Source organism: Alteromonas sp. DYW1 (assembly GCF_059752595.1).
Window position 1 is genome coordinate 59,639 of the sequence record NZ_CM186038.1, and the last position, 25,599, is coordinate 85,237.

The 25,599-nt window shown below is 47.9% G+C and carries 19 protein-coding genes; 6 read left to right on the forward strand and 13 right to left on the reverse strand.

The genetic code is table 11. The features are described 5' to 3' along the window. Positions 1-3: 3 nt before the first annotated feature. Positions 4-969, forward strand: a complete 966-nt coding sequence (locus tag AC121Z_RS00270) for a D-2-hydroxyacid dehydrogenase (protein WP_498125658.1) — start codon at positions 4-6, stop codon at positions 967-969. After that, on the forward strand, positions 966-1,856 hold the full coding sequence (locus AC121Z_RS00275) for a DMT family transporter (RefSeq protein ID WP_498125660.1): 891 nt from the start codon (positions 966-968) through the stop codon (positions 1,854-1,856). The genes AC121Z_RS00270 and AC121Z_RS00275 overlap by 4 nt, the downstream gene beginning before the upstream one ends. On the opposite strand, the gene AC121Z_RS00280 is transcribed toward AC121Z_RS00275, so the two are convergent. Further along, positions 1,853-2,566 (reverse strand): CPBP family intramembrane glutamic endopeptidase, encoded by a 714-nt coding sequence (locus tag AC121Z_RS00280; RefSeq protein WP_498125662.1) that lies wholly within the window; start codon positions 2,564-2,566, stop codon positions 1,853-1,855. The two genes, AC121Z_RS00275 and AC121Z_RS00280, sit on opposite strands and share 4 nt — an antisense overlap. 311 nt (positions 2,567-2,877) lie before the next feature. On the opposite strand from AC121Z_RS00280, the gene AC121Z_RS00285 reads away from it, so the two are divergent. Next, positions 2,878-3,798 (forward strand): ABC transporter ATP-binding protein, encoded by a 921-nt coding sequence (locus AC121Z_RS00285; RefSeq protein WP_498125664.1) that lies wholly within the window; start codon positions 2,878-2,880, stop codon positions 3,796-3,798. Then, positions 3,795-4,556 carry an ABC transporter permease gene (locus AC121Z_RS00290; protein WP_498125666.1) on the forward strand — a complete coding sequence of 254 codons (762 nt, stop codon included), beginning with the start codon at positions 3,795-3,797 and terminating at the stop codon, positions 4,554-4,556. The genes AC121Z_RS00285 and AC121Z_RS00290 overlap by 4 nt, the downstream gene beginning before the upstream one ends. Before the next feature lies 1 nt (position 4,557). Here AC121Z_RS00290 and AC121Z_RS00295 read toward each other — a convergent pair whose 3' ends face one another. The 5 genes from AC121Z_RS00295 to AC121Z_RS00315 are packed head-to-tail and all read right to left on the reverse strand — an operon-like array spanning position 4,558 to position 11,435. Continuing rightward, positions 4,558-5,880 (reverse strand): sugar MFS transporter, encoded by a 1,323-nt coding sequence (locus AC121Z_RS00295; RefSeq protein WP_498125668.1) that lies wholly within the window; start codon positions 5,878-5,880, stop codon positions 4,558-4,560. A gap of 9 nt (positions 5,881-5,889) precedes the next feature. Further along, complete coding sequence (nagA, locus tag AC121Z_RS00300; protein WP_498125669.1) at positions 5,890-7,017, reverse strand: N-acetylglucosamine-6-phosphate deacetylase; 1,128 nt, start codon at positions 7,015-7,017, stop codon at positions 5,890-5,892. Then, positions 7,014-8,012 (reverse strand): glucosamine-6-phosphate deaminase NagB-II, encoded by a 999-nt coding sequence (nagB-II, locus tag AC121Z_RS00305; protein WP_498125670.1) that lies wholly within the window; start codon positions 8,010-8,012, stop codon positions 7,014-7,016. Before nagB-II ends, nagA begins: the two co-directional genes overlap by 4 nt. Then, the gene (locus AC121Z_RS00310) at positions 8,005-8,889 is read right to left on the reverse strand and encodes a glucosamine kinase nucleotide-binding domain-containing protein (RefSeq protein WP_498125672.1); all 885 of its coding nucleotides are present in this window, start codon (positions 8,887-8,889) and stop codon (positions 8,005-8,007) included. The genes nagB-II and AC121Z_RS00310 overlap by 8 nt, the downstream gene beginning before the upstream one ends. A gap of 5 nt (positions 8,890-8,894) precedes the next feature. After that, positions 8,895-11,435 carry a family 20 glycosylhydrolase gene (locus AC121Z_RS00315; protein WP_498125673.1) on the reverse strand — a complete coding sequence of 847 codons (2,541 nt, stop codon included), beginning with the start codon at positions 11,433-11,435 and terminating at the stop codon, positions 8,895-8,897. Between the two features lie 238 nt (positions 11,436-11,673). Between AC121Z_RS00315 and AC121Z_RS00320 the strand changes: the two genes are divergently transcribed. Further along, entirely contained in the window at positions 11,674-12,708 is a 1,035-nt protein-coding gene (locus AC121Z_RS00320; RefSeq protein ID WP_498125675.1) for a LacI family DNA-binding transcriptional regulator, read from the forward strand. 11 nt (positions 12,709-12,719) lie between these two features. Here the strand turns inward: AC121Z_RS00320 and AC121Z_RS00325 are convergent, their stop codons facing one another. From AC121Z_RS00325 to AC121Z_RS00345, 5 genes are all read right to left on the reverse strand, one after another. Beyond that, positions 12,720-13,829, reverse strand: a complete 1,110-nt coding sequence (locus AC121Z_RS00325; protein ID WP_498125677.1) for an acyltransferase family protein — start codon at positions 13,827-13,829, stop codon at positions 12,720-12,722. Continuing rightward, the gene (locus AC121Z_RS00330) at positions 13,830-15,347 is read right to left on the reverse strand and encodes a tryptophan halogenase family protein (protein WP_498125678.1); all 1,518 of its coding nucleotides are present in this window, start codon (positions 15,345-15,347) and stop codon (positions 13,830-13,832) included. Positions 15,348-15,351: 4 nt separating this feature from the next. Further along, positions 15,352-16,923 carry a tryptophan halogenase family protein gene (locus tag AC121Z_RS00335; RefSeq protein WP_498125680.1) on the reverse strand — a complete coding sequence of 524 codons (1,572 nt, stop codon included), beginning with the start codon at positions 16,921-16,923 and terminating at the stop codon, positions 15,352-15,354. 18 nt (positions 16,924-16,941) lie between these two features. Then, on the reverse strand, positions 16,942-17,649 hold the full coding sequence (locus AC121Z_RS00340; RefSeq protein ID WP_498125681.1) for a SapC family protein: 708 nt from the start codon (positions 17,647-17,649) through the stop codon (positions 16,942-16,944). Positions 17,650-17,782: 133 nt separating this feature from the next. Further along, a complete protein-coding gene (locus AC121Z_RS00345) occupies positions 17,783-20,377 on the reverse strand; it encodes a TonB-dependent receptor (protein WP_498125683.1) in 2,595 nt (864 codons plus the stop codon). Positions 20,378-20,819: 442 nt separating this feature from the next. Here AC121Z_RS00345 and AC121Z_RS00350 point away from each other — a divergent pair, with 442 nt between their 5' ends. After that, positions 20,820-21,479, forward strand: a complete 660-nt coding sequence (locus AC121Z_RS00350) for a transporter substrate-binding domain-containing protein (RefSeq protein WP_498125685.1) — start codon at positions 20,820-20,822, stop codon at positions 21,477-21,479. 1 nt (position 21,480) lies between these two features. Here AC121Z_RS00350 and AC121Z_RS00355 read toward each other — a convergent pair whose 3' ends face one another. Beyond that, the gene (locus AC121Z_RS00355; RefSeq protein ID WP_498125686.1) at positions 21,481-23,133 is read right to left on the reverse strand and encodes a hypothetical protein; all 1,653 of its coding nucleotides are present in this window, start codon (positions 23,131-23,133) and stop codon (positions 21,481-21,483) included. Between the two features lie 20 nt (positions 23,134-23,153). Then, positions 23,154-25,598 carry a LamG domain-containing protein gene (locus AC121Z_RS00360; RefSeq protein WP_498125687.1) on the reverse strand — a complete coding sequence of 815 codons (2,445 nt, stop codon included), beginning with the start codon at positions 25,596-25,598 and terminating at the stop codon, positions 23,154-23,156. Position 25,599: the final 1 nt, after the last annotated feature.

A 25,599-nucleotide genomic window follows, 5' to 3' on the forward strand; every position in this document is an offset into this window, starting at 1 on the left:
GCTATGACCCAAGCGTTGCAAGGCGTGATCTTAGATATGGATTCGCTTGATCCTGACTCATTAGATACATCAGCTCTCAATCACATGGGGAATGTTGACTGGCGAATTTATCCGAATACCCAACCACAGCAAACCGCCGAACGGATTGCTGATGCGCACATCGTATTAACCAATAAAGTGGTGCTTAATGCAGATGTTATTGCGCACGCCAACCGCTTGGAATATGTAGGGGTGATGGCAACAGGCACTAACAATATTGATCATGAGCAATGTAAAAAACGCGGTGTGACTGTGTGTAATGTTGCCAATTACGGTACGGCGAGCGTTGCCCAACACACCTTGTTGCTGATGTTAATGCTAGCAACGTCGATAGGCGATTATCAGCACGCAGTGAAGCGCGGCGCTTGGTCAAAGGCGGAGCATTTTTGTTTGTTGGATTTCCCGATTATTGAATTGTGCGGTAAAACTCTACTGATCGTTGGCTACGGTAACCTCGGCAAAGCAGTAGCGAAGCTGGCAGAGGCGTTTGGTATGCAGGTGGTGATTGCGCATCGCCCTGGGGCAAATGCAGCGGAATACGAGCAAACACGAGTGAGTTTAGAGCAAGGTCTGCCAATGGCTGATTTTGTTAGTTTGCACTGTGCATTATCTGCCGAAACCCAAGAGCTAATGAATGCCAACCGCTTAGCTTTAATGAAACCGACAGCCTTTCTGATCAATACTGCCCGTGGGGGACTGATAGACGAAGCGGCCTTACTCAACGCTTTACGCAACCAACAGATTGCTGGAGCGGCACTGGATGTGCTGAGCGAAGAACCACCGCCGGCAACGCATGGGATATTCGCTAATCCCCCTACCAATCTCATTGTTTCACCGCATATTGCTTGGGCTGCCCGGGAATCCCGTCAACGGTTGTTTGATGGCGTGATCAAGCATGTAAAAGACTACCTAACAGGCCGCAGCGTATGAATGCATTACTGTTTATCGCTTGTGTATTTATTTGGGGCTCAACGTGGCTCGCAATTACTTTTCAGGTTGGTGAAGTAGACCCAGTGGTTGCTGTTGCATGGCGCTTTACCCTAGCTGTTATTGTCTTAGGCGGGTGGATTTTAGTGCGCCGCCGGACCTTTCGGATGTCTGCACCCAGTCATCTTAAGGCAGCCTTGGTTGGCTTGTTTTTATATACTTTGGACTACTCGTTTTTGTATGCCGCGCAACAATATATTGTCAGTGCGTTATTAGCTGTGTTGAGTTCTAGTGTGATCTACTTCACGGTATTGTTTCGACGGGTAGTGCTGAAGAAGCCTTTGCGTGTAGAAGTGATCATTGGGGCAACTCTTGGACTGTTGGGTATAGCGATGATATTCGCGCCTGAGTTTGACAAGATGTCTTTGCAACAGGGGTTAGCCGTAGGTTTGTTTTTTGCGTTGATCAGCTTTGTGTGCGCGGCGATTGGCAACATTATTTCTGAAAGCATACTAGACGAAGGGACACCTGTGCTACAGATGAACTTTTATGCCATGGCTTATGGTTTGGTCTTTATCTATGGTTTTGGATTTTTCACTTCAGCCTCTTATGCATTGCCAAGTGAGCCTAGCTTTTATTGGGCTCTGCTGTATTTGGCGATATTCGGCTCAGTATTGGCCTTTGGTGCCTACATGAAGTTACTGCAGCGCATGGGTTCGGATAAATCCACCTATGTAGTGTTGGTTTACCCTATCGTCGCATTGGGGCTTTCGACTTTATTCGAAGGTTACCAATGGACCCTCATCGCCGCCTTGGGAGTCATTCTGGTGTTGATTGGCAATGCTATTGCCATGGGTAAGTTTAATCGCTGGTTGCGAATTAATGATTAAACCAATGCCGGCAACATATGCAGTACGAGATCTAGGCTGAAATGGGCGACAATGGCGGTGATTAAACCGTGTCGCCAATAACACCAACCATATAAAATACCGACGGCGACATTGCCGAGGATTGTAGCCCAAACTGCGAATACATTGGCCGCGGAGTAGGATACTAATTGAGGAATATGCGCCAGCCCGAATGCAAAGGCAACTAAGGTAATAACAAGTATCGCTGCCAGCGTTGAAGGACGTTCTTGCCGCTGTACCTTGGCCATTAACCACAAAACAAGGGTCATTAATCCAAAGCGGAACCAAACCTCTTCACCAATAGATGCCGACACAGACACTAAGAATCCACCTAAAATCCCACGAAAACCATAGGCTGGGATATTGTCTGGTAGTTGATCAGCGACTAAGTGGCGTAACGCCAGTAACCCAGCACCCAATAGCACTGCGCTAATAAACGCAAAAATTAGCCCGCTTCTGCGTGCTTCATACGAGCTTTGATTAAACAGGCCTAGATTGAGTTTAGGACCTAGCAGGACGCCAATAATGACGGCCGGTATCGTCAATAAGAGAATGAACAAGGTACTTGGTAACAGTAACCCTATTACTGGATCGCCTCGCATGGTGGTCATCGCAATGAGTGGCAGTAATTGAGCGCATAGGGTAACGCCAATAAGCATCAGGACCGTTTTCACATTGACAGAATTTTTCATTGAGAAGGCGAACTCAATCGATTGGGTATTTGTAGCGCATCATAGCGTTGCACGAGAGAACATGCGAAACGGAGATTGTTAATAAATGTAACGAGATTGAATAAAAAGCGAGATTTTGCGGTAGTAAACAGATTAAGTCATCGTAGTCTCAGCCTTAGGAGTCGTGTTGTACTGATGCTTCACTTTATAGGTCTGATTTGCGTGTTTATCGAAACAAACCGTAACAAACGAGCACTTTGCGTAAGACCTAAAATCCGGTTAAATATTACCTTTAAATCAGCAATTTCAGTGCACTAAGGAAGGTCAGTAGCATGTTAGATGTTCAACAGGTAACTAAGCGCTACGGTGATCACCAAGCCCTCGCAGAAGTTACGTTTAGCGTGCGTCCCGGAGAAATTGTAGCACTGTTAGGGGCTAATGGCTCCGGAAAAACTACAACTATCAATGCCATATGTCGGCTATTGGCGTGGGATTCAGGTGATATTTTAGTCGATCAAGTATCAACTCAAACCTCGCCAAACTTCTTGCGCAATGTCGGCGCGGTGTTGGGCGGCAGCCGAAATTGTAATTGGCGTTTAACCGCAAAACAAAACGCTGAATACTTTGCGCGCCTGCGTGGCTTCTCAGGGCATTCAGTGCAAGCAACCATCGACCAATTACACGCGCAATTGGGTTTAGATGAACATGCCAATAAAGAAGTGATGAAACTTTCCACAGGGAATAAGCAAAAAGCGGCATTACTTTGCGCTCTCAGTTATCAGCCGGCCTACGTGTTATTGGATGAACCCACCCTTGGACTAGATTTCAGCACGGTTGAGGAACTCAAAAATATCATTCTGCAACAAGCTCGAGAGCAACAACAAGCGTTTCTTATTACCAGTCACGATTTAGGTTTTATTGATACACTGTGTGATCGCGTGTTAGTGCTAGAGCAAGGTCGCTTGATATTTGATGGCGATATCCATGCTTTGAAATCACGCTTATTCAAATATCAATTAACATTGTCTGCTAGGGATTTACCGGATCGAAAAGTCCTCGAATCATTGTGGCGAGGCCGCTACGAATTTTACTACAGCCTTGAAGAAGTCAGGATTTTATTCGAGCAGTCTGAACAAAGCTTTGCAACGATCGCGTTCCTGCATGAACAGCAATTATCGGTACACGATTTTCAGATCCAACCGTTATCTATAGAACAAGCCTATCAAGCGTTAGTGCGGGAGCAACGAGCATGACTTTCAAGCTGATCTACAATGAGCTTCGCCTGCAAGTAATGGAAATGAAGCAATACTGGTTTGAAACAGTAAGCGGATTATTTTTCGTGATCGCAGTGTTTTTGGGGCTTTTCTATGGGGTTAAAGGTTTCGTGGTTGAGCAAGGTGACAATCAATCACTCGATGGATTGCTGTTTGGCTTCTTACTTTGGTCGTTTGCTACCAGTGCCTATAGTTCAGTCACTAAAAGCATTATCGAAGATACCCAGCGGGGATATATTGAGCAGCTGTTTCTTTGTCCACAAGGGATCCTGCGCTTGTTGCTCAGTCGCTCGGTCGCAGAACTACTGACCGGCATCATCATGTTAATAGGCATGGCTTACATAACAATGTGGCTGACAGGAAATTGGCTGAACATTAATTTTTTGCATTTCTTCGCCATTTTGTTCTTAGCCGCACCGTCCTTAATTGGTTTAGGTTTAATCATCAGTGGCTTTGCTCTGGTGTTCAAAAAAGTCGAAACTTTAGGGGCTTTACTGACCATTGGGTTGATGGGGCTGGTTGCGTTAGACGGCTTACCGCTCAATGTGTTTACTTTTTTGCCCTTTGTCGCGGGGGCTTCATTAGCGCGAGAAGTCGTGCTTGAACAACTTCCCGCGCATGGATTTTATATTGCCATCGTTGCTCTGAACTCGGTGCTGTATTTAGCGATTGGCTGGCAAGTTTTTCGACTTTTTGAGCGTATCGCCAAGCAGCGTAACCTGATTGGACAATACTAATTTAACGCTTACTCCACTGACGCAAGCGGTAGCCAGCATGTGCGTAGTAGGCGATAAACGCGTAGCACGGTAAGAGCATCCAGTAGGCACTTTGGCTATCGGTACTTTCAGCCAAGACACCATAGGCTAATGGTAGTATTGCCCCGCCGGCGATCCCCATGATCAACAATGCTGAGCCGCGCGCGGTTAAGCTGCCAAGCTCAGCTAATGCGAGCGGCCAAACCGCTGGCCAAACGAGCGCATTGGCGAGTCCGAGTAGGGCGATGTAGGCGATAGTGTCAGGCACGGTTGCAATGCCCAGCCAACCCCATAAAGTATCGGCCACGAGGGTAGAGTCAGGAGAAGAGAATACGACCAATACCGACAATACCAAACCAAACCAGGCAGACATTGCTAGTGCTTGTGATTGGGACACAAAACGAGGGATCACCAATAAGCCAATAACGTAGCCTAATACCATAAATGCCATGGTGTAGCTGGTTAACGCAGTAGCATTGGCAACCCCAAGTTGCGAACCAAACAAGCCAATCGTGTCGCCAGCGATAACTTCGACCCCAACATACACAAACAGGGTCAAAGCGCCCAAAATTAATTGTGGGTGGGCTAATAGCGATTGTTGTTGAGTGTTATCTTGGGTTTCTGCTGATAAATCCAACTCTGGTAAAGAGGATAATTTTAACGCGCCAGCTAAGAGTACCAACACAACAGCCATTCCCAAGTACGGTAAGACTAGGCCATCGGCCAATTGGGTAACTTTTTCTGCACGGGCAACGTCACTGAGCTGGGCAACAGATTGTGCGGTTACACCGGCAAATTCACCAAGAACCAACGCGGTAAATACGATAGGCGCAATAAAACCTGCCGCTTTATTCAAGAATCCCATAACCGAAATGCGCACAGCAGCGGTCTCATGCGGACCGATTTTGACAATGTAAGGATTGGATGCAGTCTGCAGAATGGTGAGGCCTGAGCCGACAATAAACTGCGCAACTAAAAACATGGCAAAGGTTTGCGAATAGGCCGCTGGAATAAATAAAATGCATCCGACAGCAATGATCAGTAAACCAATCACCATCGCCCACTTATAGCCTGTTTTATCGAGCACCCAAGACATCGGCAATGCCATCACGGTGTATGCAATGTAGAAGGAGAACGCTACTAATAATGCTTGTGTTTCAGTTAGGTCACATACGATCTGTAGAAACGGAATTAATGCACCATTTAGCCAGGTGATAAATCCAAAGATAAAAAATAAACCACCAATAATCAGCATTGGAACTAATGCACTGGGTGTTTTGGTTACCGGTAAGGTTTGTACTGTCATGGGTTACTCCTAGCGCTCTGGTTGGCGTACGACGCCACCCAAAAAAACGTTTTGAATATTGAGGTCAGCATCAAGGGCCACTAGGTCAGCGCGCATGCCAACAGCGATGTTGCCGCGTTGTTGCTCCACACCAAGTGCTTTCGCGGGGGTGGATGAAGCCATTGTGATTGCATCATAAAGTGAAACTTGACATTGATTAACCAGATTACGCACCGCATCAAGCATGGTTAGGCATGAGCCTGCAAGTGTTCCATCTGGCGTAGTCAGTTTGTTGTTCGCTTTGCTAATGGTGGTATTAAAGAATGGCATTTCCGTCTGCTCACTTGCAGCAAGAGCCATTGCATCGGTCACTAGGCAGAGCCGTTCTGGGCCCAAGCACTTGAGTGCGATTGTGCAGCAAATGGGGTCGACGTGATGGCCATCAACGATCAAACCGGCGTAACTATGCTCAGATTGTAGTGCTACGCCAACCATACCCGGTTGACGGGTTTGTAGGGGCGACATTGCATTAAATAGGTGAGTAAAACCAGAGGCACCAGCATCCAAGGCAGCTTGGGTTTGCTCTGCACTTGCTTCTGAGTGGCCGAGAAAGACAATAACGCCAGCGTCAACCAACGTTTTAATGGTTGTGGGTGAAACCGTTTCCGGTGCCAAGGTAACTAGGACTTGGCCCAACTCGGAATGGCAAAGTAGATTCAATTCTTCTGTAGTCGGGGGGCGAATATGTTCACTTGGATGCACACCCTTGCGGGCTTGACTCAACCAAGGGCCCTCAAAGTGTACCCCGATTATCGCGCCCGGATTATGCTGACGTGCTGTACTAATAGCTTTAACTGCAGCACGCATGGTCTCAGTACTATCTGTGATCAGCGTGGGTAGCATACCTGTAGTGCCATAGGTGTGGTGCGCCTGGAATATTGTCGTCACTGCGTTGGCAGAGGTGTTTTGATTCAGCAACACACCACCGCCGCCATTGACTTGCAGATCAATAAATCCAGGCACTAGGCGAGTGACAGAGAAATCGGCGGGCGACTCAGAGATCGGGTTGATAGCGGTAATAACACCGTTGCCTATGGTTACACACTGGTTTTCTAACCAGCCCGCGGGTGTCATTAACGTTTGGCAATTAATTCTCATAGAGTTTGGGTCACTTTTTTTAGTCCGATGGGCTCATCAGGGTTAAGCCCGCGCGCTATTGCAATCGCCTCAATGTCTAAATAAAAGCGCTGCATTATCATCAGGGCTTGTAAGCGGGGATGCAGTTCACTGGAGTTGCTCAATGACTTCACGCGTGCTCCGCGCTGACCGACATCCGTTATTTGTTGCAAGTGTGACAGCAGGGTCTCATCATGGATACCGATATCTAACACCAACAATTGATTATGCGCTAAGGTTACCGGCCCATGCAAAAACTCAGCGCTGCTGAAGGCTTCGGCATGAATACCAAGGACTTCTTTGAGTTTAAGGGCAACTTCTCGGGCAATGGCATAACCAAAGCCACGCCCAAGAACCACACAATGTTTTACATCTTGTAAGTCATCTTGAGTCAGATTTTGCGGCAAATCAATGGTCTGTTTTAATGCTGAAGGCAGCTTGTTTAGTTCTGCTAACAATGTACTGTCGGCGCGCCAATGGGCATATAATTGGCACAATGCATGTAACGATGCTAAGTAGCTTTTGGTTGCTGCCACTGCTCGCTCTTGCTTGGCGTGTAAGGGAAGAACGTAATCAGCCATGGCTGCAAGGGGAGATTCAACGTCGTTAACTAGCGCAAGCGTTTTGGCGCCGCCGGCTTTGGCAGATTCGGTTTGCTTTAAAATATCTGGGCTTCGACCTGACTGTGAAATAACAATCGCCAATGCACCATCCAGCTTAAGCTGTGCTCCATAAACACCCGCAACGGAGGGGGCAGCGGCACACACAGGGATTTGACAGCCGACTTCAAACAAATACTTTGCAAACACACCTGCATGATCCGATGTGCCGCGTCCGATCATGAAGATCAAGCGCGGTGGATCCAACTGTAATTCAGTGGCAAGTTTGGCACAGGCCGCTTGATTTTGGATCCGCTGAAGGTCGATAATTTCTGGCGTTTCGCTCGCCTCTTGTCGCATGAGACTATGATTAGCCATGATTTTCTCCTGTCTGAAAATAGTATGCAGCGCCCCATTCTGGGCTGTGCATTGGTGCCGTGCAGCGGGCTTGAATTGCTGTGTCCAACCACGGTTTAATGGCACTGGCAACGCCTCCAACCAGTGCTAATGATCCGCCGGAATACTGTAATGCCTGATCGGCAATAACATTTAAATAGTCGGCGGCTTCACTGACGATCGCATGTCCAACTATGTCTCCGTTGTCGGCGGCTTTTATAATCATCGGGGCAAGTTGAGCAAAGTGAGCAGGCGCACTGTCCTTGAAAGTATCAACCAATTGTTCAGCGGACGCGCATTCAACTGCAGCAAATAGCTGGTGGATTAATTCGGTCTTGGTAAGGATGCCGTCAACGCATTCCAAGGCTTTTATCACCAGTGACCGACCCAGCCAAGCGCCGCTGCCTTTGTCACCTAATAGGAAGCCATACCCACCAAATTGTTTGAAATCTTTATTCTTTATTGCTGCAGCGCATGAGCCCGTACCAACAATTAGCACCGCACCATCTTTGCCGCCATGAGCGCCGCATGCTGCAGATTGTAAGTCAGAGGTAAATTGAAAAGACTTAAAGGGGTGCTGCCATTCGCCGAGCGCATGGCTGGCTGAGGCGATATTAGCGCCCGCCAATCCGGCGAATACGGGGAGCTTTTTAAGCGACATCTTGGGGTTTTCACCCGCCTCACGTAAGGCGATTTCAACTGCATCAACGATTGATTGTTGTGCGAGCGTGAGCATGCGGGATACATTCGCCGGCCCAGCAATGCCATTGGCTATGGGGTGGAATTCGGCATTAAACAAGGTGGCTTTACATTTTGTACCACCACCGTCTACGCCAATAAAATAAGGGGTATTAATCATTGTGTTTATCTCTTCATGTCCATTGGACATTCGGCTAAGCAGACGGCTCGGCTCGCCTGTGTTGCTCCCGGGAAGCGGCTGCGGAAACGTGTTGCTGTGGTTACTGGGATGGCGTCGGTGAATGTCTGCCACCGGTCAGCATGCCATACTTCAATGTATAAACCTGGGTAGTGGCTGGCGGTGTGTAGCGTGCCATCTCGGTGTTGTAACCCAGGAGGTGGAATGCGAAAGTTAATATCATTTTGTGCGAGTCGGGGCAGATGAAAACGGCTCAATTGTGTGACAAAAGATGACCATGCCGCCTTTTGTTGTGCCAGCAGTTGTTGCGCTTTGGCTCCATTTTGCGCGACTACTTTTTGCGCATCCTTGAGCCATTCAGGCGTTGCCCATGCGCGTTCAGCGAGCGCATACAGACGCGGATATAACATGTATTCTAAAGTTGCTGGCGAGCGCACGACCTCAGACCAAAGCTGCCCTTGAATACCCAGTGCTCCAGTGTCGATGAGGTTGCTTTCGCTGCGATAAGGGTGTCCTTTTCGATCCTGCCATAGCCATTGATGAACGGGCAGTGCTTGCGGCGTAAACTGAAAAACTTTAAACACGTCAGTGTTTTTGGAGGCCCAATAATAACCCGGTTCATGGGGATGATTTTGATACGGAAAATCAAAATATAGTACATCGGGGAAAGCATATACGCTGTGGGCTGCAGAACGGTCCCAGGCGTGGGCAACTTGGTCACCCCCAGCCGCTAATGTGGACCATACGGTTGCAAGCATACTGGCACTGCGTTTGGCGTCAGGCACGGTTCCCATACCATCGCTCCAGCCGGCCAGGGTCAGTCCGCGTGCAGTCGTTAACTGGTATACGCGTTCGACAAACTGACCGAGCAATAGATGCACGTCTTCTGCATTTAACTCGCGCCCAAGTTGGTCTTGGCATGCCGGCGATTGGATCCAGGCTCCAGCGGTCTCGTCAGCACCCAGATGAAAGGTTTTAAGCGGCGTGCCGGCAGCTTCGTGCATATTTTGCAAACGTCCAATAACGGTATCAACAAAACGATAGCTTGAAGCCAGACATGGATTAATCGTGTTGTCATTGTAATATTGGATCGAGGCGTATTCGGTCGTATCGTCAGGATCAATCAAGCGAAACGTTTTATCACCGGTTCGTTTAACCCGAGCTTCCATTGCTTGTACCGCTGCACGGGCATGCCCCGGGGTGTCAAATGAAGGGATTACTTCAATATTACGGGCCGCCGCGTAGCGCAGTAATGTTACATACTCTTCGGCACTGAAAAAACCGTTTACCGATGTTGCTTGATCGGGCCCTGAACCCAATTGTGGCAGTAGGCAATGGTCGTCATCTGCACAACGGTATGCGCCTATTTGTGTCAATTCAGGGAATTCCTCTATGGCAATTCTCCATCCCTCATCATCGGCAAAATGTAAATGTAAGCGATTGAGCTTGCCGATAAACATTTCATCCAATAACTCAAACACTGCGGTATGACCCGGGAAATTGCGTGCAATATCGATATGCATGCCTCGGTATGTGTAGTACGGCGAATCTTGCGCTTGCCCGATGGGCAGGGTCATCGCTTGTGGATCGAACAACTGGGCGATTGACAGCAACGCGTACTGCACTCCTTGCGTAGTTGCTGCTTCAACAGTTACCCCGTCGGTAGCGATTGACAAGGAATAACTCTCTGGCGGCATACTCACTTTCTTCCAGTGTAACGGTAGGCCTAACGCACTGGATACAATCCCGCTTTGCAGCAATTCGTTTACCGCAGGCTTAAACCCGCTATCCGAAAAAGCTCGGATATCAAGTCCGTTCGCAATTGAAACGTTAGCGCCTGACCAAACAGCGTGCTTGAGTGCCGGTATTACTCGGGGCGCAACAGCAGGCGTTTCTGGAAAGCTCGTGTAGTAGTCGTATAACCATGTACTGCTTGCTTTAGGCAGTTGGTCGTCGGCACCGCGCAAAAACAACGAGCCAGCATTAAGATCACTGTTGTGCTGCGCAGTATTAATCCGCGTATTAGAGTCAATGACCGCTTGCGTAGACGCGACTAAACGGGCGTCTAAGTGATCACCATCCACATACATATTCGGCACAATATCGGACTGATTGACATGCCAAAACTTGGCGGTAAATGGTACGTCCACTGTTTCGCCGGCAGCTACAGGCAGCGTTAGCGAGAGACGATGTAAATCACCATTGATATGCTCAATTGTGGCATTCACGGAGCTTACAGCAACGATCGGCGTTAAGTGACTAAAGTATAATGACCAGCCGTTGGCAGGCGTATTATCGCTAAACTTTAATTGCAGCTTTGCAGTGAAGCATTCAGTTAGACCGACGTTACTGCATGCTTCTTGAGCCTGATTATCTAGCACTTGATAACTGACGTGGAGGGTGTTGGCTAAATCATCAAGGGCTGCCTGATTGAAGCCGTTTATGCCGGCGATACTGGCACCATGTGCAAAATTAATAAAGCACAGTAGTCCAAGCACGATAGAATGATATTTGATTATTGCAGTCATCGTTATTTTTGCCATTTTGATAGCGCTGTCATTGTAAGAATACTTACGGTGAATAGCACTAATACCCCTGTTTATAATGTTTTTAGCTGTGCCATTGATGCCTGTGCTCAAGCAATTGACAACGCTGTCATTGATTTAACTTTACAACATGGCAATAATGCATGCAAACTTTTGTTAACATTTCAGTGCCTTTTTCTGTTCTGATTTTGTAACCCTCTAATAGTTAAGGAAATTCTGGGTGAAGAGTACCATCAAAGATGTCGCCAAATTGGCGGGTGTGTCGTTTAAAACGGTGTCTCGCGTGATCAATAATGAGCCATCGGTGAAACAGGAAACAATCGATAAGGTTAATCAGGCGATAGCCCAACTGAATTACCAGCCGAATACCGCTGCTAGGAATTTAGCTAGCACCAATACTTATGCTATTGGGTATGTTTATGACAACCCCAATGCTTACTATGTTATTAACATGCAAAATGGGATATTAAACGAATGCCGAGCGCGTGGTTATGAATTGATTATTCACCCTTGCCACGCAAATACCTCTACCCTAACCGAAGAGATTGTGAAAATGTGTAAACGTTCCCAGCTCGCCGGTTTGGTATTGTCGCCTCCAATGTCTGAAATGGCGAATGTGATGGATGTTTTGGATGAACTAGCCATTCCCTATGTGCGCATTGTGTCGGGTAGCGCGACGAAGCGCAATCATCGTCCATGTGTATTTGTTCACGACCGCGACGCTGCACGTAATATCGTTGAGCACCTAATTGCGCAGGGCCATACTCGCATTGGCTTTATTTCGGGCGATCAAGGTCACCGCTCTACTGAAGAAAGGAAACTCGGTTATCGTGAAGCGCTCGCAAACCATGGTATTCAGTATGATAGTCAACTAGAGGTCGATGGTACTTACTCGTTTGAAAGCGGGGTCAAGGGCTTCAAACAACTGCGTCAAGTGGAACGCCCTCCTACCGCAATATTTGCCTGTAACGATGAAATCGCGTCGGGAAGTTTATTTGCCGCCCGATTGAATGGATTGGATGTCCCAGGCGAACTGGCAATAGCCGGGTTCGAGAACAGCCCATTTTCACTCCAGACCTGGCCGAAGTTAACCACAGCTGCGCAGCCAACCGGTGAAATAGCGCGTCAAGCAGCCGCCACCCTAATTGAGGAGATTCAGGCAAAACGCGCAGGTAAGTGGCAGTCTGAGGCCGCTAAGCATACGCATTTCCATCCAGAACTAGTGATTCGAGAATCCACCTTTGTGCCAGAATAAGCGGCCGCACATTACAGGCGGATGAACAGCTTACGCTGATAGAGCCACCTTGCTAACACGTAAAAAATGAGTGTGAAGAGCACGGCGTACAAAAGGGAGGCAAGTTTGTCAGGCATTACCGAGGCGAAGAACTGAAACAGATAGGTTTTAATTGCAATAGTGCGCTCTGCAACAGTGATCTCAACACTGCGCAATAATGCCGCAAAAAGCCAGGCTGCTACATAAAGAGCAAGCGCATTACTGCCATACACCTTCAATGCATGCCAACCGACCTTAATTTGCCAAATATGCCAACACTGGATAATTACCGCGAGAACAAAGCACGCACTCGCACTGGTAACCAGCACGAAAGAACCCGTCCAAAGACTTTTATTAATGGGGTGAAAGTGAGACCAGAGCCATCCGAGGGTCAGGAGCAGAGTGCCAATAGCCAATAACCGATTGCGCTGACGGTGATAACTGGCTTGTTGAAATACAGTGATACTAACCCAGTAGCCGCTTAGCACCGTTATTGTCGCTGGGAGGGTACTTAGGAGCCCTTCTGGGTCGAACGCTACCCCTTTGCCCTGCCAAAGGTGTGCAGCGCCTAGAATGGCAATATCCCACTGCCTTACCAGATTGGTTTCTAACGCGTATGGACTTAGTGAAACTGATTCAAGCAACCACCAATAACTCAGCAGAAACAATGCTGCAACGGCCACTAAAGTGCGTTCGGATACAATCGCAAGCAAGATGGCGAACAATAAGAAGCATAAAGCGATACGTTGCAGAACACCAAAAATGCGCAGTTCACTTAAGGCTTGGTCAAATGGAAATGCGTGTAACAATAGGCCGATGGTGAAAAGCAGGGCTGCTCGTCGAATGACTGCGAGCCATTGCACGTTATTGTCAAGTACGCGCTGGCGGAATGAACAGGCCATAGATGCGCCCACCGCAAATAGAAAAAAAGGGAAGACCAAGTCTGTGGGGGTAAGGCCATGCCAATCGGCATGCAACAGAGGGGCATAAACAGCGCCCCATGAACCGGGGTTGTTAACCAATAACATTGCGGCCAGCGCAAGCCCACGAAAGATGTCAATTGCCGCAACGCGGCCTAGGCTTTGGTTTGTAGTTGTGTGCATTTATTTCGCCTGCTGCAGGTGGCGTAAATAATCGAAATGTGTCATGGCTTGCAGCTTGAGCTGATGGGCCTGGGCTTTAACTGCGGCTATACATTGTTGATTGGCCGATTCATCGAATGCTAGGCTCAGGTCGGGAAAATGCTGCATGCCATACAGAATGTAGCGATAATTTTCGTCATTAAAGGTGGTTGAATACCCCCCTGCTAGGTCCATAAACTCACAAATTTTATGCCGCCAGATGGTGAGTTTTTCATTTAGCCCTGGCTGCAATTCAGCGCTTGCTTTTGCGGCCCGCCAGAATTCCGTGTCATCGCGATCGGTTAGGCAATAGTGCAGCACGATAAATTGTTTTAAGTCTTCAACAATACCGACCATTTTAGCATTGTAACTGGCCCGCATAGCTGCTGCATTTGAGTGGCTTGAAAAGTGGGTGGCGAATAGCCGAACCCCCAAATTGATCAGATGCAGCCCTGTTGATTCAAGCGGCTCTATAAATCCTGCCGAAAGACCGATCGCGACGCAGTTACCTACCCAGCTCTGTTTTAGCCGGCCAACCTTCATCTTCAGATGTAAGGGCTGCTTGTAGTCGGTCGGGTGGCCTAAATGAGCAAGTAACTCTTGCTCTGCTGCTTCGGCTGAGAGGCGCGAGGAGTCATATACGTAGCCATTTCCTCTTCGCTTAGCGAGGTCGATTTGCCATGCCCAGCCATTGGACAGAGCTGTTGCTGTCGTATAACTGCGAGGGGTTTGGCCGGTATTGTAGTCACATTGAATGGCGACCGCAGAATCACAGGGTAAAACAGATTTGAATGACACCCAGTTATCATCTTGTAGCGCGTTAATTAATAGTCCTTTAAAACCACTACAATCGACATAAAAATCCGCTTTATGACGACCTTCATCGGTTTCTAGATCGACAATTTCTCCGGCTTCTGTATGGACCTTAGTGACGGTTGCTATTTTATGTGTAACACCGCGCTCAGTCGCTTTTTGCTTGAGGAATTCGCCCAACAATACCGCGTCGATGTGATAGGCGTAAGGCAGAAACCCTTGATAGTCGGGATGGCGAGAGTGCTTTGGCGAAAGGTTGTCGTTTGCCAAATAAGAGCTTAAGCAAACGCCTTCGTCATAGCGCTGGTAGGTGTGATGTTTGCCAGCAATCCATTCGGAAGCAATGTCATATTGATTGCCACGTTGCTGTTGCTCAAAGGGGTGAAAATAACTATGGGGCTTGCCTGCTTGTGGTTTCATCCATTGGTCAAAACGGATCCCGAGTTTGAGCGTAGCATTGGTTGCGCGCAGCAACTCGCGTTCATCCAAACGTAATGCGGCAAACAAAAAGCGAATGCTGTGTACCGTTGCTTCTCCAACCCCAATGGGTCCCTGATGTGGAGATTCCAGTACAGTGATCGCTAATTTTTGCCCGCATTGATTAAAATATTGCTGCAAATATAGCGCACTGATCCAGCCGGCACTGCCTCCGCCGACAATGGTAAGAGAGCGTGATGCTGGTGTCATGCTGTCATATCCTCTGCAGTCCATATGTATGAATTTTATTGACTAAATCGCGATGCGTGAGTAACTCTTGCGCTAGCTGAGTAGCCGTACTTTGCATCTCTGCATAGTGTGAAGCACTGCTGTCTTTGCTTGCCCGTGGTGATGCTATGCTAGAGACATTGGGTGCAGCCTGCATGCCATAAAGTACATAAAAGTAGTTGGCCAAATTAAACACACCAGGCAATAAATCCTGTTGTGTTGGAATGCGTTGGTGCCATTGCGACATTTGCTCGCGCAAGCGCGGAGACCAGGTAGATGGGTCTTGATGTAGCTTCCAGAAATCGCTGTCGTCGCGCTTAGAGAGACAATAATGTAGCTTGATAAAGTCGAATACCCCTTCCCAGACGTCGCGCAATTCGTGATTGAATTGTTGCTGCGCATGATTGTCCGCATGGCATAGTTTTTCGAACTGCCACGCATGGTTGGACAGGACTTGCGCCAACAGCTGCGCACTTTTATCAAACATCAGTAGTCCGGTAGCTTCTAGTGGCTCAACAAATCCCTGCGACATACCAATTGCGACACAATTAGTGTTCCAGAACTGCTGATAGTAACCGCTTTTCATCGGGATTTTGCGCGGTGCGCTTGCGAGCGACTTGAAACTCGCTCTACCCAAATACTGCTCTAACGTCGCGCATGCATCACTTTCTGTCATATGCCGTGAGGAATAAACAATCCCTACACCTCGTCGTTGAGTTAACCCAATATCCCAGATCCATCCCGCAGAATGAGCGGTGGCTAGTGTAGAACAAGGAATAGGGCCTGCGGGAGCATCCAGTTGAACCTGGGTTGCCAGTGCGGTATCAGTAAATAATTCGCTTGATTTGCTGATAAACGGGGTTTGTAAGTTTTCTCCTAACAGCAGTGAGCGGGCACCGCTACAATCAACGTAAAGATCGGCTTTAATTTTTTCATCAGATTCAGTTAGTAAGTACTCAATACCGCTATGACCGCTTACAACCTCGACAATCTCAACTTTTCGATGAATGACGCCAAGGTTGTTAACCGCGTTTTCAGATAACAGCTGGGCAAATTCTGCGGCATCAAAGTGATAGGCATAATTGCTTGTACCCTGATACTCAGCTTGGACAAATTTCTTAGGCGCTAAACCGCGTGAAATTAGATGTGCTTGCACAGTAAAGGTGTCTGCGAAGGACGCATGTGCATAACCATGCTGAATCCAGTCGAGCAGCGTTTCGCTTGCACGGATTGCGGGGTAGTCAAAGACATGCTGATAACGGTGTGGTGTATCTGGGTTGGAACGTGTTTGCCAATCAATAAATTCGATACTTTGCTTGAAGGTGGTGCTGCAGCGGCGCATTAATTCAGTTTCAGAGATACCAAAATAATGCAGACTGTCACGAATTGAAGGCACAGTACCTTCCCCTACTCCAACGGAAGGAATATTGGGGGATTCAATGAGAGTAACGGTTATATGGGATTGACCTTGAAACTCTTGCAGCGCCCTAGCAAGGTGGTTGGCGGCGAGCCATCCAGCCGTTCCGCCACCCACAATAACGATACGTTGCTGACTCATGCATGAAATCCTAGCGAATTAGCCATGCTCTGCTTGATAGCGCACCATCAATCGATTGAGCTGTTTGAGTGAGTTTTGCAACGCATACAAAATGGCTAATCCACCATTGTCGCGCAGCGCGAGAAATTTGTCCGCTGCCAATTGTTGTAATGTGTGTTGATTTGGCACATACACGCCATCAAAACTCTTGGCCTGACCATTTAGGGTGATGCGAATGGTTTGTTCTTGAAGCAGATCCTGCGCCAACAGTAATTGAATAAAACTTTCGGTTTGCTGTTTTTGCTCCTGATGAGCGGTCAGTCGACCGACTTGCTGGACTAAAAACTCAGATTGCTTGCCATCAGCGGTGTAAAGCGGTTCGCCCTCTTGTTGATTGAGAAGGTCGTTGTCTTCAAATAAACAAACCTCAGCGTGCGCTGAGGTTGCTTGTTCACGCAAAAAAAACGGATACAGCCGCAGCGCTCGCGGTATATACATACCGGTAAATGAACGGCGGCCGCAATAAAGATTTTCTTGCGGAGATAAGCCCATCAGCACGCATAAAGTAAAACTGCCAGTTTGCGCGTTCTTAACAAATACCACGGGATATTCAGTAACCGCATCAAGCACTTCATCTACCATAATAGGCACAAGGTGCTGATATTGCGCATGCGCATAGCATTCATCTTGCTTTACCCGTAAATGGCGATGCTTGGAATCATTTAAGGGGAAAACCTGGGATGACATAACTACGACCTCAATTGTGCTGTTTGAATAGTTAAAACTATATCCTAAAAGGGCATGAAATAGGTGAATAAAAAATGTTGACTAAGCCAGGTTAGGAAAGGACCTAACTTAGTCAACCAGGACACAACAAGTGTTAAAATCTAACTAACACCCCAGCGGTGATCCGGCGTGCCATTTCGTACTCATAGAGTGGGAAACCGCGAGCGAAGCCACTGTAGTTAGTTTGGAAGTTGTTATTGCCTTTTTGTACCGACGACTCTTCAGTGAGATTGTTCACCGCTAAACGCAGGTCAATATTGTCGGTAACGCTATAGACGGCAGTTAGATCTAAGCTGCCAAAGTCATCATGTAAACGATTCCCGTAGGCCCCACTTTCACGGATCATGTACTCACTGCGCCAGTTGTATGAAACGCGCACTTGGAAATCATCTGTTTCATAGTAACCAGAAACATTGTATGAATGCCGTGAACTATCGCTCAACACATTATTACCGTCGGTAAAGGTATCATCGTCAGCTTGAGTATCTGTGTAGGTGTAGTTGACGATAGTCCCGAAACCATTGCCAAAGTCCTGTTGGTACTGCAGTTCAATACCTTCAATTTCAGCCGCTTTACCGTTATCTTTTTCCTGCACTGTCCATTGCGTTTCATCTGGACGCAGAACGCCTTGGAATTGGACTTCATCCTGGCTGGCGGTGTATTCATTAATGGTCACAAAGTTCTTCACGTCCTTCTTAAAGAACGTCGCAGAAAGCAATGAGTCATCGTTGAAGTACCACTCAAGGCCTAGATCGAATTGATTGGACACGAATGGCGCTAAACCAACGTTGCCGATAATCCAAAATTGGTTATTAGGCGTGTCATCATTGGCACCCACTGGACTTGGATTAACATACATATCAACGTATTGCGGGCGAGCCATTACGCGGGCAGCAGAGAATCGCAGCAGTAAGTCGTCTTGTAGATCCATCGTCATGTTAAAGCTCGGTAGCATCTCTGCATAGTCAGCTTTAGTCGATGTGAAAACATCGTCAAGGTAGTAGCTTGACGTCGCATCGGTGGTTACGTAACGCACACCAAAGTTACCGCGGATACCATCTGTGCTGTAGTTAGCCATGGCGTACAAGGCAAAGTTGTCTTCTTCGATACCACTGTAAGTGCCTAAGTCTTCGGTTTGTCCAACGATGCTCGCCTTAGCCCAGGCTTTTAGCGCTTCTGCGTCAAACTGTTGAATTTGGTAGTTACCAGCACCGACATCATAAGTACCTTGTGCCAGCCCACTGGTCGAAATTCGATTATCAAAACCGGCGGCCTGATCAAAGAAGAACTGGCGACTCGTGGTTTCATGATTAGAGAATTTAGCACCGGTTTTAACGCTGTTCACTGGTCCGAAATCAACCGCAAACTGCAGATCAACTTGAGCATAACTTTCATCATCTGTTTTCGGCGTGCGGTTAAACGCAGCCCCCGTACCCATGACGAGTGAACCTGGATCGTAACTTGCGATATCAAGATTAGGTAAGTTCCATGTCTGATTACCGCCAGTAAAGTCATAAGTACCGTTAACAATAGGAGTACCACCAGTACCATCATCCACAACCATCTCAAAATCAGTACCACCACTGGAACTAGTGTCACCCACTTGGATGGTTAAATCGTAATCATCGGTTGAATAGTTCAAGGTTAAATCTATTACATCTGATTTCATCGAGGCTTCGCGGGGGCGGGCTTGATAGAAAGCAACATTCAGTGGTCCAGCCGCTTGCACACCGACATTTGGCGCGGTACCGTCGCCACCAATCCACGCAGTTGTCTCACCACCACCCCATGATGTATCAGCTTGAGTTAACCACAACGCATAATTGGTATTGTTGGCGTCCATTTCCATGTCGATTACGTTTAATACGAGCTCGAGCGCATCGGTTGGTTGATACTGCAACGTTGCTGACAATGATTGTCTGTCGCGGTCTTGAGTAAATCCAACGGGTCCTGCACCCCACTCCCAAAACGCTTCGTTACCCTGGCGTTGGAGAGAGCGTTGTTGTTTAACAGCAGAGACTAAGAAACCAAAGTTTTCATCGTCGTTTTTCCAGCTGTACATGCCTGACAATTGCGGGTCAGTTTCGCCAGAATCACTTTGATACTGGCCTTCTGCAGAGCCATAGAAGGTGCTGGCATCAAGATCGAGTGGCTTACGGGTTTTAACTACTACAGTACCACCAACACCGCCTTCTGCTAAGTCAGCCTGAGAGCTTTTATAGACTTCTAATTTGCCAACTAACTCTGAGGGCAGCAATTCATAGTTGAATGAACGCTTGGCGGGCTCCAACACAAACCAGCCCGTTGACGCCACATTCTGGCCATTTAGAGTTGTCAGTGTTAAGTCTAAACCCGCGCCGCGAATAGATACGCCGGCACCTTCACCAAATTGTCGCTGGATCGTAACGCCAGGGATACGTTGTAACGATTCAGCGACATTCTGGTCGGGGAACTTACCAATGTCCTCTGCATTGATTGCATCTAGAATACCGTCTGCGAAACGCTTGTTGTTTAAGTTCTCTTTATTACTGGCGCGAATACCGGTAACTGCAATGCGTTCTACATTTTCTGCTGTGGCATCCGCTTGAGCGTGCGCGTAGCTTGGAGCAAGAGCTATACCGCTAAAGGCGGTTGAGAGCAGTGCGGTCTTTACGCATCTTGCAAGCCGAGTCGTTTTTGCTGTTTTCATTTCTCAATCCTATATCCAAGTCGATGGACGACAACGTTGTCATTTAATTAAAAAAAATAAGCGCTCTACGTCATTCTGCTGTTTAAAACACAATGACAACGCTGTCGTTAAAATGAACAATACAACAGGATTTTTATGATCGCAAACAAAAAATTACATTTAATTAACACAAGGTGCTGTTCACCGAATGAACGGCATCTATATCAAAACGGTTATTTCCCAGTAATTCAATGAGCTATGTCACAAATGGGTTGAGTCACTAAGAACATTCTTTTTCAGCGCCAGCGCTCACTAAACAAGCTAAGCCAGTGTGGTGCAGCAAAGCAATAGCAGGGCAAAAAGATCCTTAGTGTTTGGGTGTTAGCCTAATAGCGTGCTAGTTTAATGGGTACACAACACGCTGCGCTATGTCAGCACACGCTAATGGATTGATGTCAGCGTCATGAAAACTGCAATTGGAGTATTACTAACCTTACTTCTGGGGATTGCGCCAGTAACAGCGCATGAACGCTACACGCTTGCTGTATCTGAAATCTCTAATGTCCTAACCCAACCTCCAGCGATGCCCGGTCTGTATAATCAATTTCTTGACCAGCTAAAGAATATTCAAGTGGCGTTTATGCCGCCGGCCCGAATTGAAGTCGAGTTCCCGAAGGGCTACATAGATTGTATTTTTCCGGCGAGCACTGAAACAATGGGTGATACCATGGAATTGTTGGAAAGTCGGCCGTTAAAACGTATTCCAGCATTTGTTTTTGCAAGAGATGAAGCAGCATTAAATGCCATCAATGAAGGATCAGATATTGCCATTCGAAGAGGTTATGTTTACGGCGGTATTCGCGAACAGCTGCCAGCCAACTTCGTTGAGTTAGAAACCGAATATGCGGTCTTACAGTTTTTGCAACTTAGCCGTGTTGATGCGGTGATTAGTTATCTTGATGACCTAATGGGCGCCTCTAAAGCATTGGATATTCCACTACCGGCTTATCGTTCAGACCAGCCGATTTATACTGCGCGCGAAAGCGTTGTTTGCCATAACACACCACATAATGCGGTGTTTATTAAACACGTCAACCAAGTCATAGCGGTTTTTAACCACTAAGCTAACCAAGTGTACTATTCACAATCGGCTCAAATGCGGTAAGTGAGTCCATGAGTGCGGCATTACCTAAACCATGGGCGGGAAATAATTCAGCAAAGCGTGCTTGTTCACCATGCAACGCTAAGTAATTCAGGATCACTGTTTCAACCAGCAAGTTGACGTTATTCGCGGCAGGTGTTGCGGCAGTTTCCACCGAACCATCACGACGCATAAAGCCTATTTGCTGGTGGCGTGCTTGTTGTTCTGGTGTGGCACCAATGAGTTGAGGGACTCCGCCGGGGTTGTAAACGAGAAAAAACGAACCCGCGGTAGAAGAGTTATCGCCAGTCCATACCCCTTTACCGCGGCCAAATTCAGAGTCATCAATCATGCCATTACTGAATACCGAACCATCGCTATACACATACATCATCAGCGGCACACCTACTCTGGCGGCATATTCTAAACATGCCCCCATGCAGCGACCGGCGCGCAAATCGCGAATTTCACCCGTGGCGCGATTGCCGACATGGTAATCGTATCCGCCCATGGTTATCGTGCCGGCACCGGCAAAACCATTGATAACGAGCTTCATAATTGATGCGGTTTTTTGAAATTCCCGATCGCTATCGAACTCTGCGCGTGTGAATATGCCTTGCTCTCCTACAATCTGCGGGTCAAGTGAGGGATCAAGAGTGCTGGGATCGCCAAATCGGTCAGTAATATCTGCACTCTTCACATATCCACAGCGGACTAAGTCTTTTAACACATCGTCGGTGGTAATTTGAGTGTCCACACGACCTAACTTCATATCACTGATGCGTTGGATGGATTCCATTACTGCCACCGAGTCTTGTTGGCTTAGAAGGCCTACCAGATCACCGGTGTCGACCAATCCGGTGACATCAGATGGGCGGTCGACTTTGGTTGGTCTGGCATTGGGGTCTATCATATTGAACGGGGCCATAGAATTAGCCCCAGAGTCACTGGTTCGCGAGCCAATCAAACTTAACAGCGAGCCGTCGGCACCCCCTTTATATATGCCGTACATGGGATTGTGTGGGTTGTTACCCGTATCATTTTCCGAACGCGCGGGTATGACTGCACCATTGATATTGGCGCGATTAGTCACTGATACCTTTTCCAAGATACCGCGCAAGAACGCGCTATCTGCGTGGAAGGCTAAGCCCAATTCTTGATTTATAAAGTCGCTTAAACCGGTGTTTGGATTGGCAATGCTGGGGATCATATCGCCGGGTAAACCCTGACGGTCATAACCTTGCGTACTGAGAAAGTCGAGCTGTCCGCCTTGACCACCAATCAACACGTTAGAACCGGCAATGTTTGCGCCTCCGGCTAGATCAAATACGATAAAGGGGATCTTGCCAGCGCCTTGAGTGGCAATCCCACAGCCGGCTTTTAGTGCCTCAATATCCGGTGATAATTCAGCAAATGCTTTACGCGGAGCGGCAAATAAACTCATTAACGAAGTGCCGGCAATGGTAGCAGCACCTGCAGCAAAGCCTTGGGCAATAAAATCACGGCGCGACAACGGACGCGCATGGTCATTCAATAATAACGGCGCATCATGATCGAGTGGAGCATGCAGGCGATCTCTTTTACCTGTAGTACGACGCGCAAAGCTGAAGGTTTTTCTAGTGTTAAGTTTGGTCATTTTGGGCTTCTCCTTCGTCGCTATTGCAACGTTACCGCCGCACTGCCAATCACTGCGGCGCAAGTGGCTTTGACTACCGTAGCAGTTGTACTTGCTGAGCAGCTATTTGATTGAGTGCAGGTGATTAAGCGATCAATTAATGCGTCTAATTCTTGAGTAACCTCGACGGTATCTGGCTGAGTGGAAATACCTGTGCCAAGCATGCGTGTAATCAATGCGTCAATGTATGTTGCTCGTGCAGAGGGGGTAAATGCTTGCTCAGGGGCTGCTGTAATATCGATCCCCGGTAACACCATTTGTCGATACTGAGGTTCTTCAACCAACACATCACAGTAACGAATAGCTAGTTGGGTTATGGCCATTTGATTCGACGCCACGAAGCTGCTGATGTCGGTTACAGATGGTAACTGCTGGCGCAGAGTCGTATAGGTCTGGCGCACAGCGGGGTGCTCAGCGGGCACGCCAGTCAAGTGTGCCATGCTGGCATTAATTTCGGCAAACTGGCGAAAACCAATATCAGGTTGCGCCGGCAAATCCACGGGGACGGCTGTTGGAGGTGCCGGCGCAGGAACGCGCACATAACTTTGGTTGCCCAAACGGTCGAAGGTAAGAAAGAACTCATCTTGTTCGGGCCCTTTCTCTACTGCCACAATGGTGCCCTGACGCGAAAGCGGATAGCCGGCTTCGGTATCGACTACCGTTGCCTCAATCACCGTTCTTAATGGACTGTAGACTTGACCGCCGCTTGATTCCCGTCCGTTGATGCCAATACGCATGCCCTCCAGCGGAATATCTTCAGCTAATTGCTGGTCGCGCGTATTGATCACGAAGGGCTCACTGAATAGATAGCTATAGCTATCAAATTGGCTTGCTTCAAGCACCACATAGGTATCAGCTACGCCGATAATGTCGCCAATGCCAAACATCAGGTAAAACTTTTGCCCCACGCCAGCAGCAAAGTTACGCTCTATTTGCGTAGGGTCGAGTGTGCGATTGTGGATGGCAACTAAGCGTAGGGTGCCCGCCCAAGGCACATCTCCGGATGCTTCGTTACCGAGCACGAATGCAAAGCTATCGTCCCATTCCGCAAGGTTGCCGGCAACAGTGTTATCAACATCGTCAGTAAAAACGCCGTTAACAAAGATCCGGCGGCCATTCACGCCATCATAATTAACAACCACGTGTTGCAATGCTGCCTGCAAGTCTTCATCACCGTCGGCGGTGGACAATGCAGGCTCACCATTTCCATCAGTAGTACTGGTCCGAACTAACGCGTCGTAGTTATAAAGCGTTTGGCCCAGAGTGAAATTGCGTCGGTCGCGACCACCGGAATAACTAATGATCCGTGCTGGACCTTCTTGGGTGACATTTGCCGGTGCCACCCATGCCTCGATGGCAAACTCGCCAGTTGCACTGATCAAATCATGCAGTTTCTTGCTGTTGGTTGTGGCGCCTTGCGCTTTACCGTTAAGTAACTGAATGCCCCAACCTCCGACCCAGTTAAAGCTGCCGCTTAGGGTAAGGTCTAGAGCAGGCTCAACACCGCTGGTGTCAAAGGCTTGATTACCCGATCCAGTTTTAAATTCCCACTTACCAATTATATGATTTTCAAATCGGCCGCCACCACTGGCCAAGGTACCTTCAAATAAGGTTGTGGCATCTGACACCACCCAATTAGGATCAATGGCAGTTATGTCGATAGTGGCAGCAAATGCGCTAATTGCATCAGTTAACTCAAGCGCATTCTGCTGACAATCTGACCAACAGTTATGAAATTCATCGCGCAGACGAGCCACTAAACGTGATTGTACTGGAACATCTAAATTAATGCGTTCCTTGGCTGCTGCGTATGCTTCAACCACATCACTACTGGCAAAATAGGGTGAAATTGGGATTGCAGCACTACTGGTATGGCAACTCACGCAGTATTCATTTAATAGTGGGTAAACCGTTTCGGCAAAATCTGCAGCGTCACTGGGAAAGTTTTTATTGGCTCCTGGGGCCCGCGCAGCAGGTGGTTGCAGTATGATTTGATTCGCTTGTTGCTCTTGTGCGGTCCAAATTGTTAGCCAAGTCGCCATGATGTCGGTACATGCAGTGGTGCTGGATAACCAACAGTTATGCCCGCCGGCAACTTTTTCAATTAACGCAGAATTACTGGGCTGAGAAAAGTCGATAAAGGCATTAATGTCTGCGTAGGCAAGATTGATATCGTCGTTGCGCGCAAAGGCAGGCGACTGCTGTCCTTGTACGTGACACGCGCCACAGCGATCGGCGGTCGCAAGATTATCCCACACGTTTAACTTGAAATTTAATACATCATCTGTCGCTGGAGCCGGACCATTGTAATTAACCACTGGGCTATCCGTCGGCGGTGGCCCGGGTGTTGGCGTCACTTGTGTTTCACTGCCGCCACAGCCAATCAACAGAGTACCTAAAATTATGCAGGGTAGTAGTTTTTTCATG

Bases quoted from the DNA above. Each gene is read 5' to 3' on its own strand.
- AC121Z_RS00340 (WP_498125681.1), bottom strand. From the start codon at position 17,649: ATGTCATCCCAGGTTTTCCCCTTAAATGATTCCAAGCATCGCCATTTA.
- AC121Z_RS00325 (WP_498125677.1), bottom strand. From the start codon at position 13,829: ATGCACACAACTACAAACCAAAGCCTAGGCCGCGTTGCGGCAATTGAC.
- AC121Z_RS00345 (WP_498125683.1), bottom strand. From the start codon at position 20,377: ATGAAAACAGCAAAAACGACTCGGCTTGCAAGATGCGTAAAGACCGCA.
- AC121Z_RS00315 (WP_498125673.1), bottom strand. From the start codon at position 11,435: ATGACTGCAATAATCAAATATCATTCTATCGTGCTTGGACTACTGTGC.
- AC121Z_RS00275 (WP_498125660.1), top strand. From the start codon at position 966: ATGAATGCATTACTGTTTATCGCTTGTGTATTTATTTGGGGCTCAACG.
- AC121Z_RS00335 (WP_498125680.1), bottom strand. From the start codon at position 16,923: ATGAGTCAGCAACGTATCGTTATTGTGGGTGGCGGAACGGCTGGATGG.
- AC121Z_RS00355 (WP_498125686.1), bottom strand. From the start codon at position 23,133: ATGACCAAACTTAACACTAGAAAAACCTTCAGCTTTGCGCGTCGTACT.
- AC121Z_RS00350 (WP_498125685.1), top strand. From the start codon at position 20,820: ATGAAAACTGCAATTGGAGTATTACTAACCTTACTTCTGGGGATTGCG.
- AC121Z_RS00285 (WP_498125664.1), top strand. From the start codon at position 2,878: ATGTTAGATGTTCAACAGGTAACTAAGCGCTACGGTGATCACCAAGCC.
- nagA (WP_498125669.1), bottom strand. From the start codon at position 7,017: ATGAGAATTAATTGCCAAACGTTAATGACACCCGCGGGCTGGTTAGAA.
- AC121Z_RS00360 (WP_498125687.1), bottom strand. From the start codon at position 25,598: ATGAAAAAACTACTACCCTGCATAATTTTAGGTACTCTGTTGATTGGC.
- AC121Z_RS00270 (WP_498125658.1), top strand. From the start codon at position 4: ATGACCCAAGCGTTGCAAGGCGTGATCTTAGATATGGATTCGCTTGAT.
- AC121Z_RS00290 (WP_498125666.1), top strand. From the start codon at position 3,795: ATGACTTTCAAGCTGATCTACAATGAGCTTCGCCTGCAAGTAATGGAA.
- AC121Z_RS00295 (WP_498125668.1), bottom strand. From the start codon at position 5,880: ATGACAGTACAAACCTTACCGGTAACCAAAACACCCAGTGCATTAGTT.
- AC121Z_RS00280 (WP_498125662.1), bottom strand. From the start codon at position 2,566: ATGAAAAATTCTGTCAATGTGAAAACGGTCCTGATGCTTATTGGCGTT.
- AC121Z_RS00330 (WP_498125678.1), bottom strand. From the start codon at position 15,347: ATGACACCAGCATCACGCTCTCTTACCATTGTCGGCGGAGGCAGTGCC.
- AC121Z_RS00310 (WP_498125672.1), bottom strand. From the start codon at position 8,889: ATGATTAATACCCCTTATTTTATTGGCGTAGACGGTGGTGGTACAAAA.
- nagB-II (WP_498125670.1), bottom strand. From the start codon at position 8,012: ATGGCTAATCATAGTCTCATGCGACAAGAGGCGAGCGAAACGCCAGAA.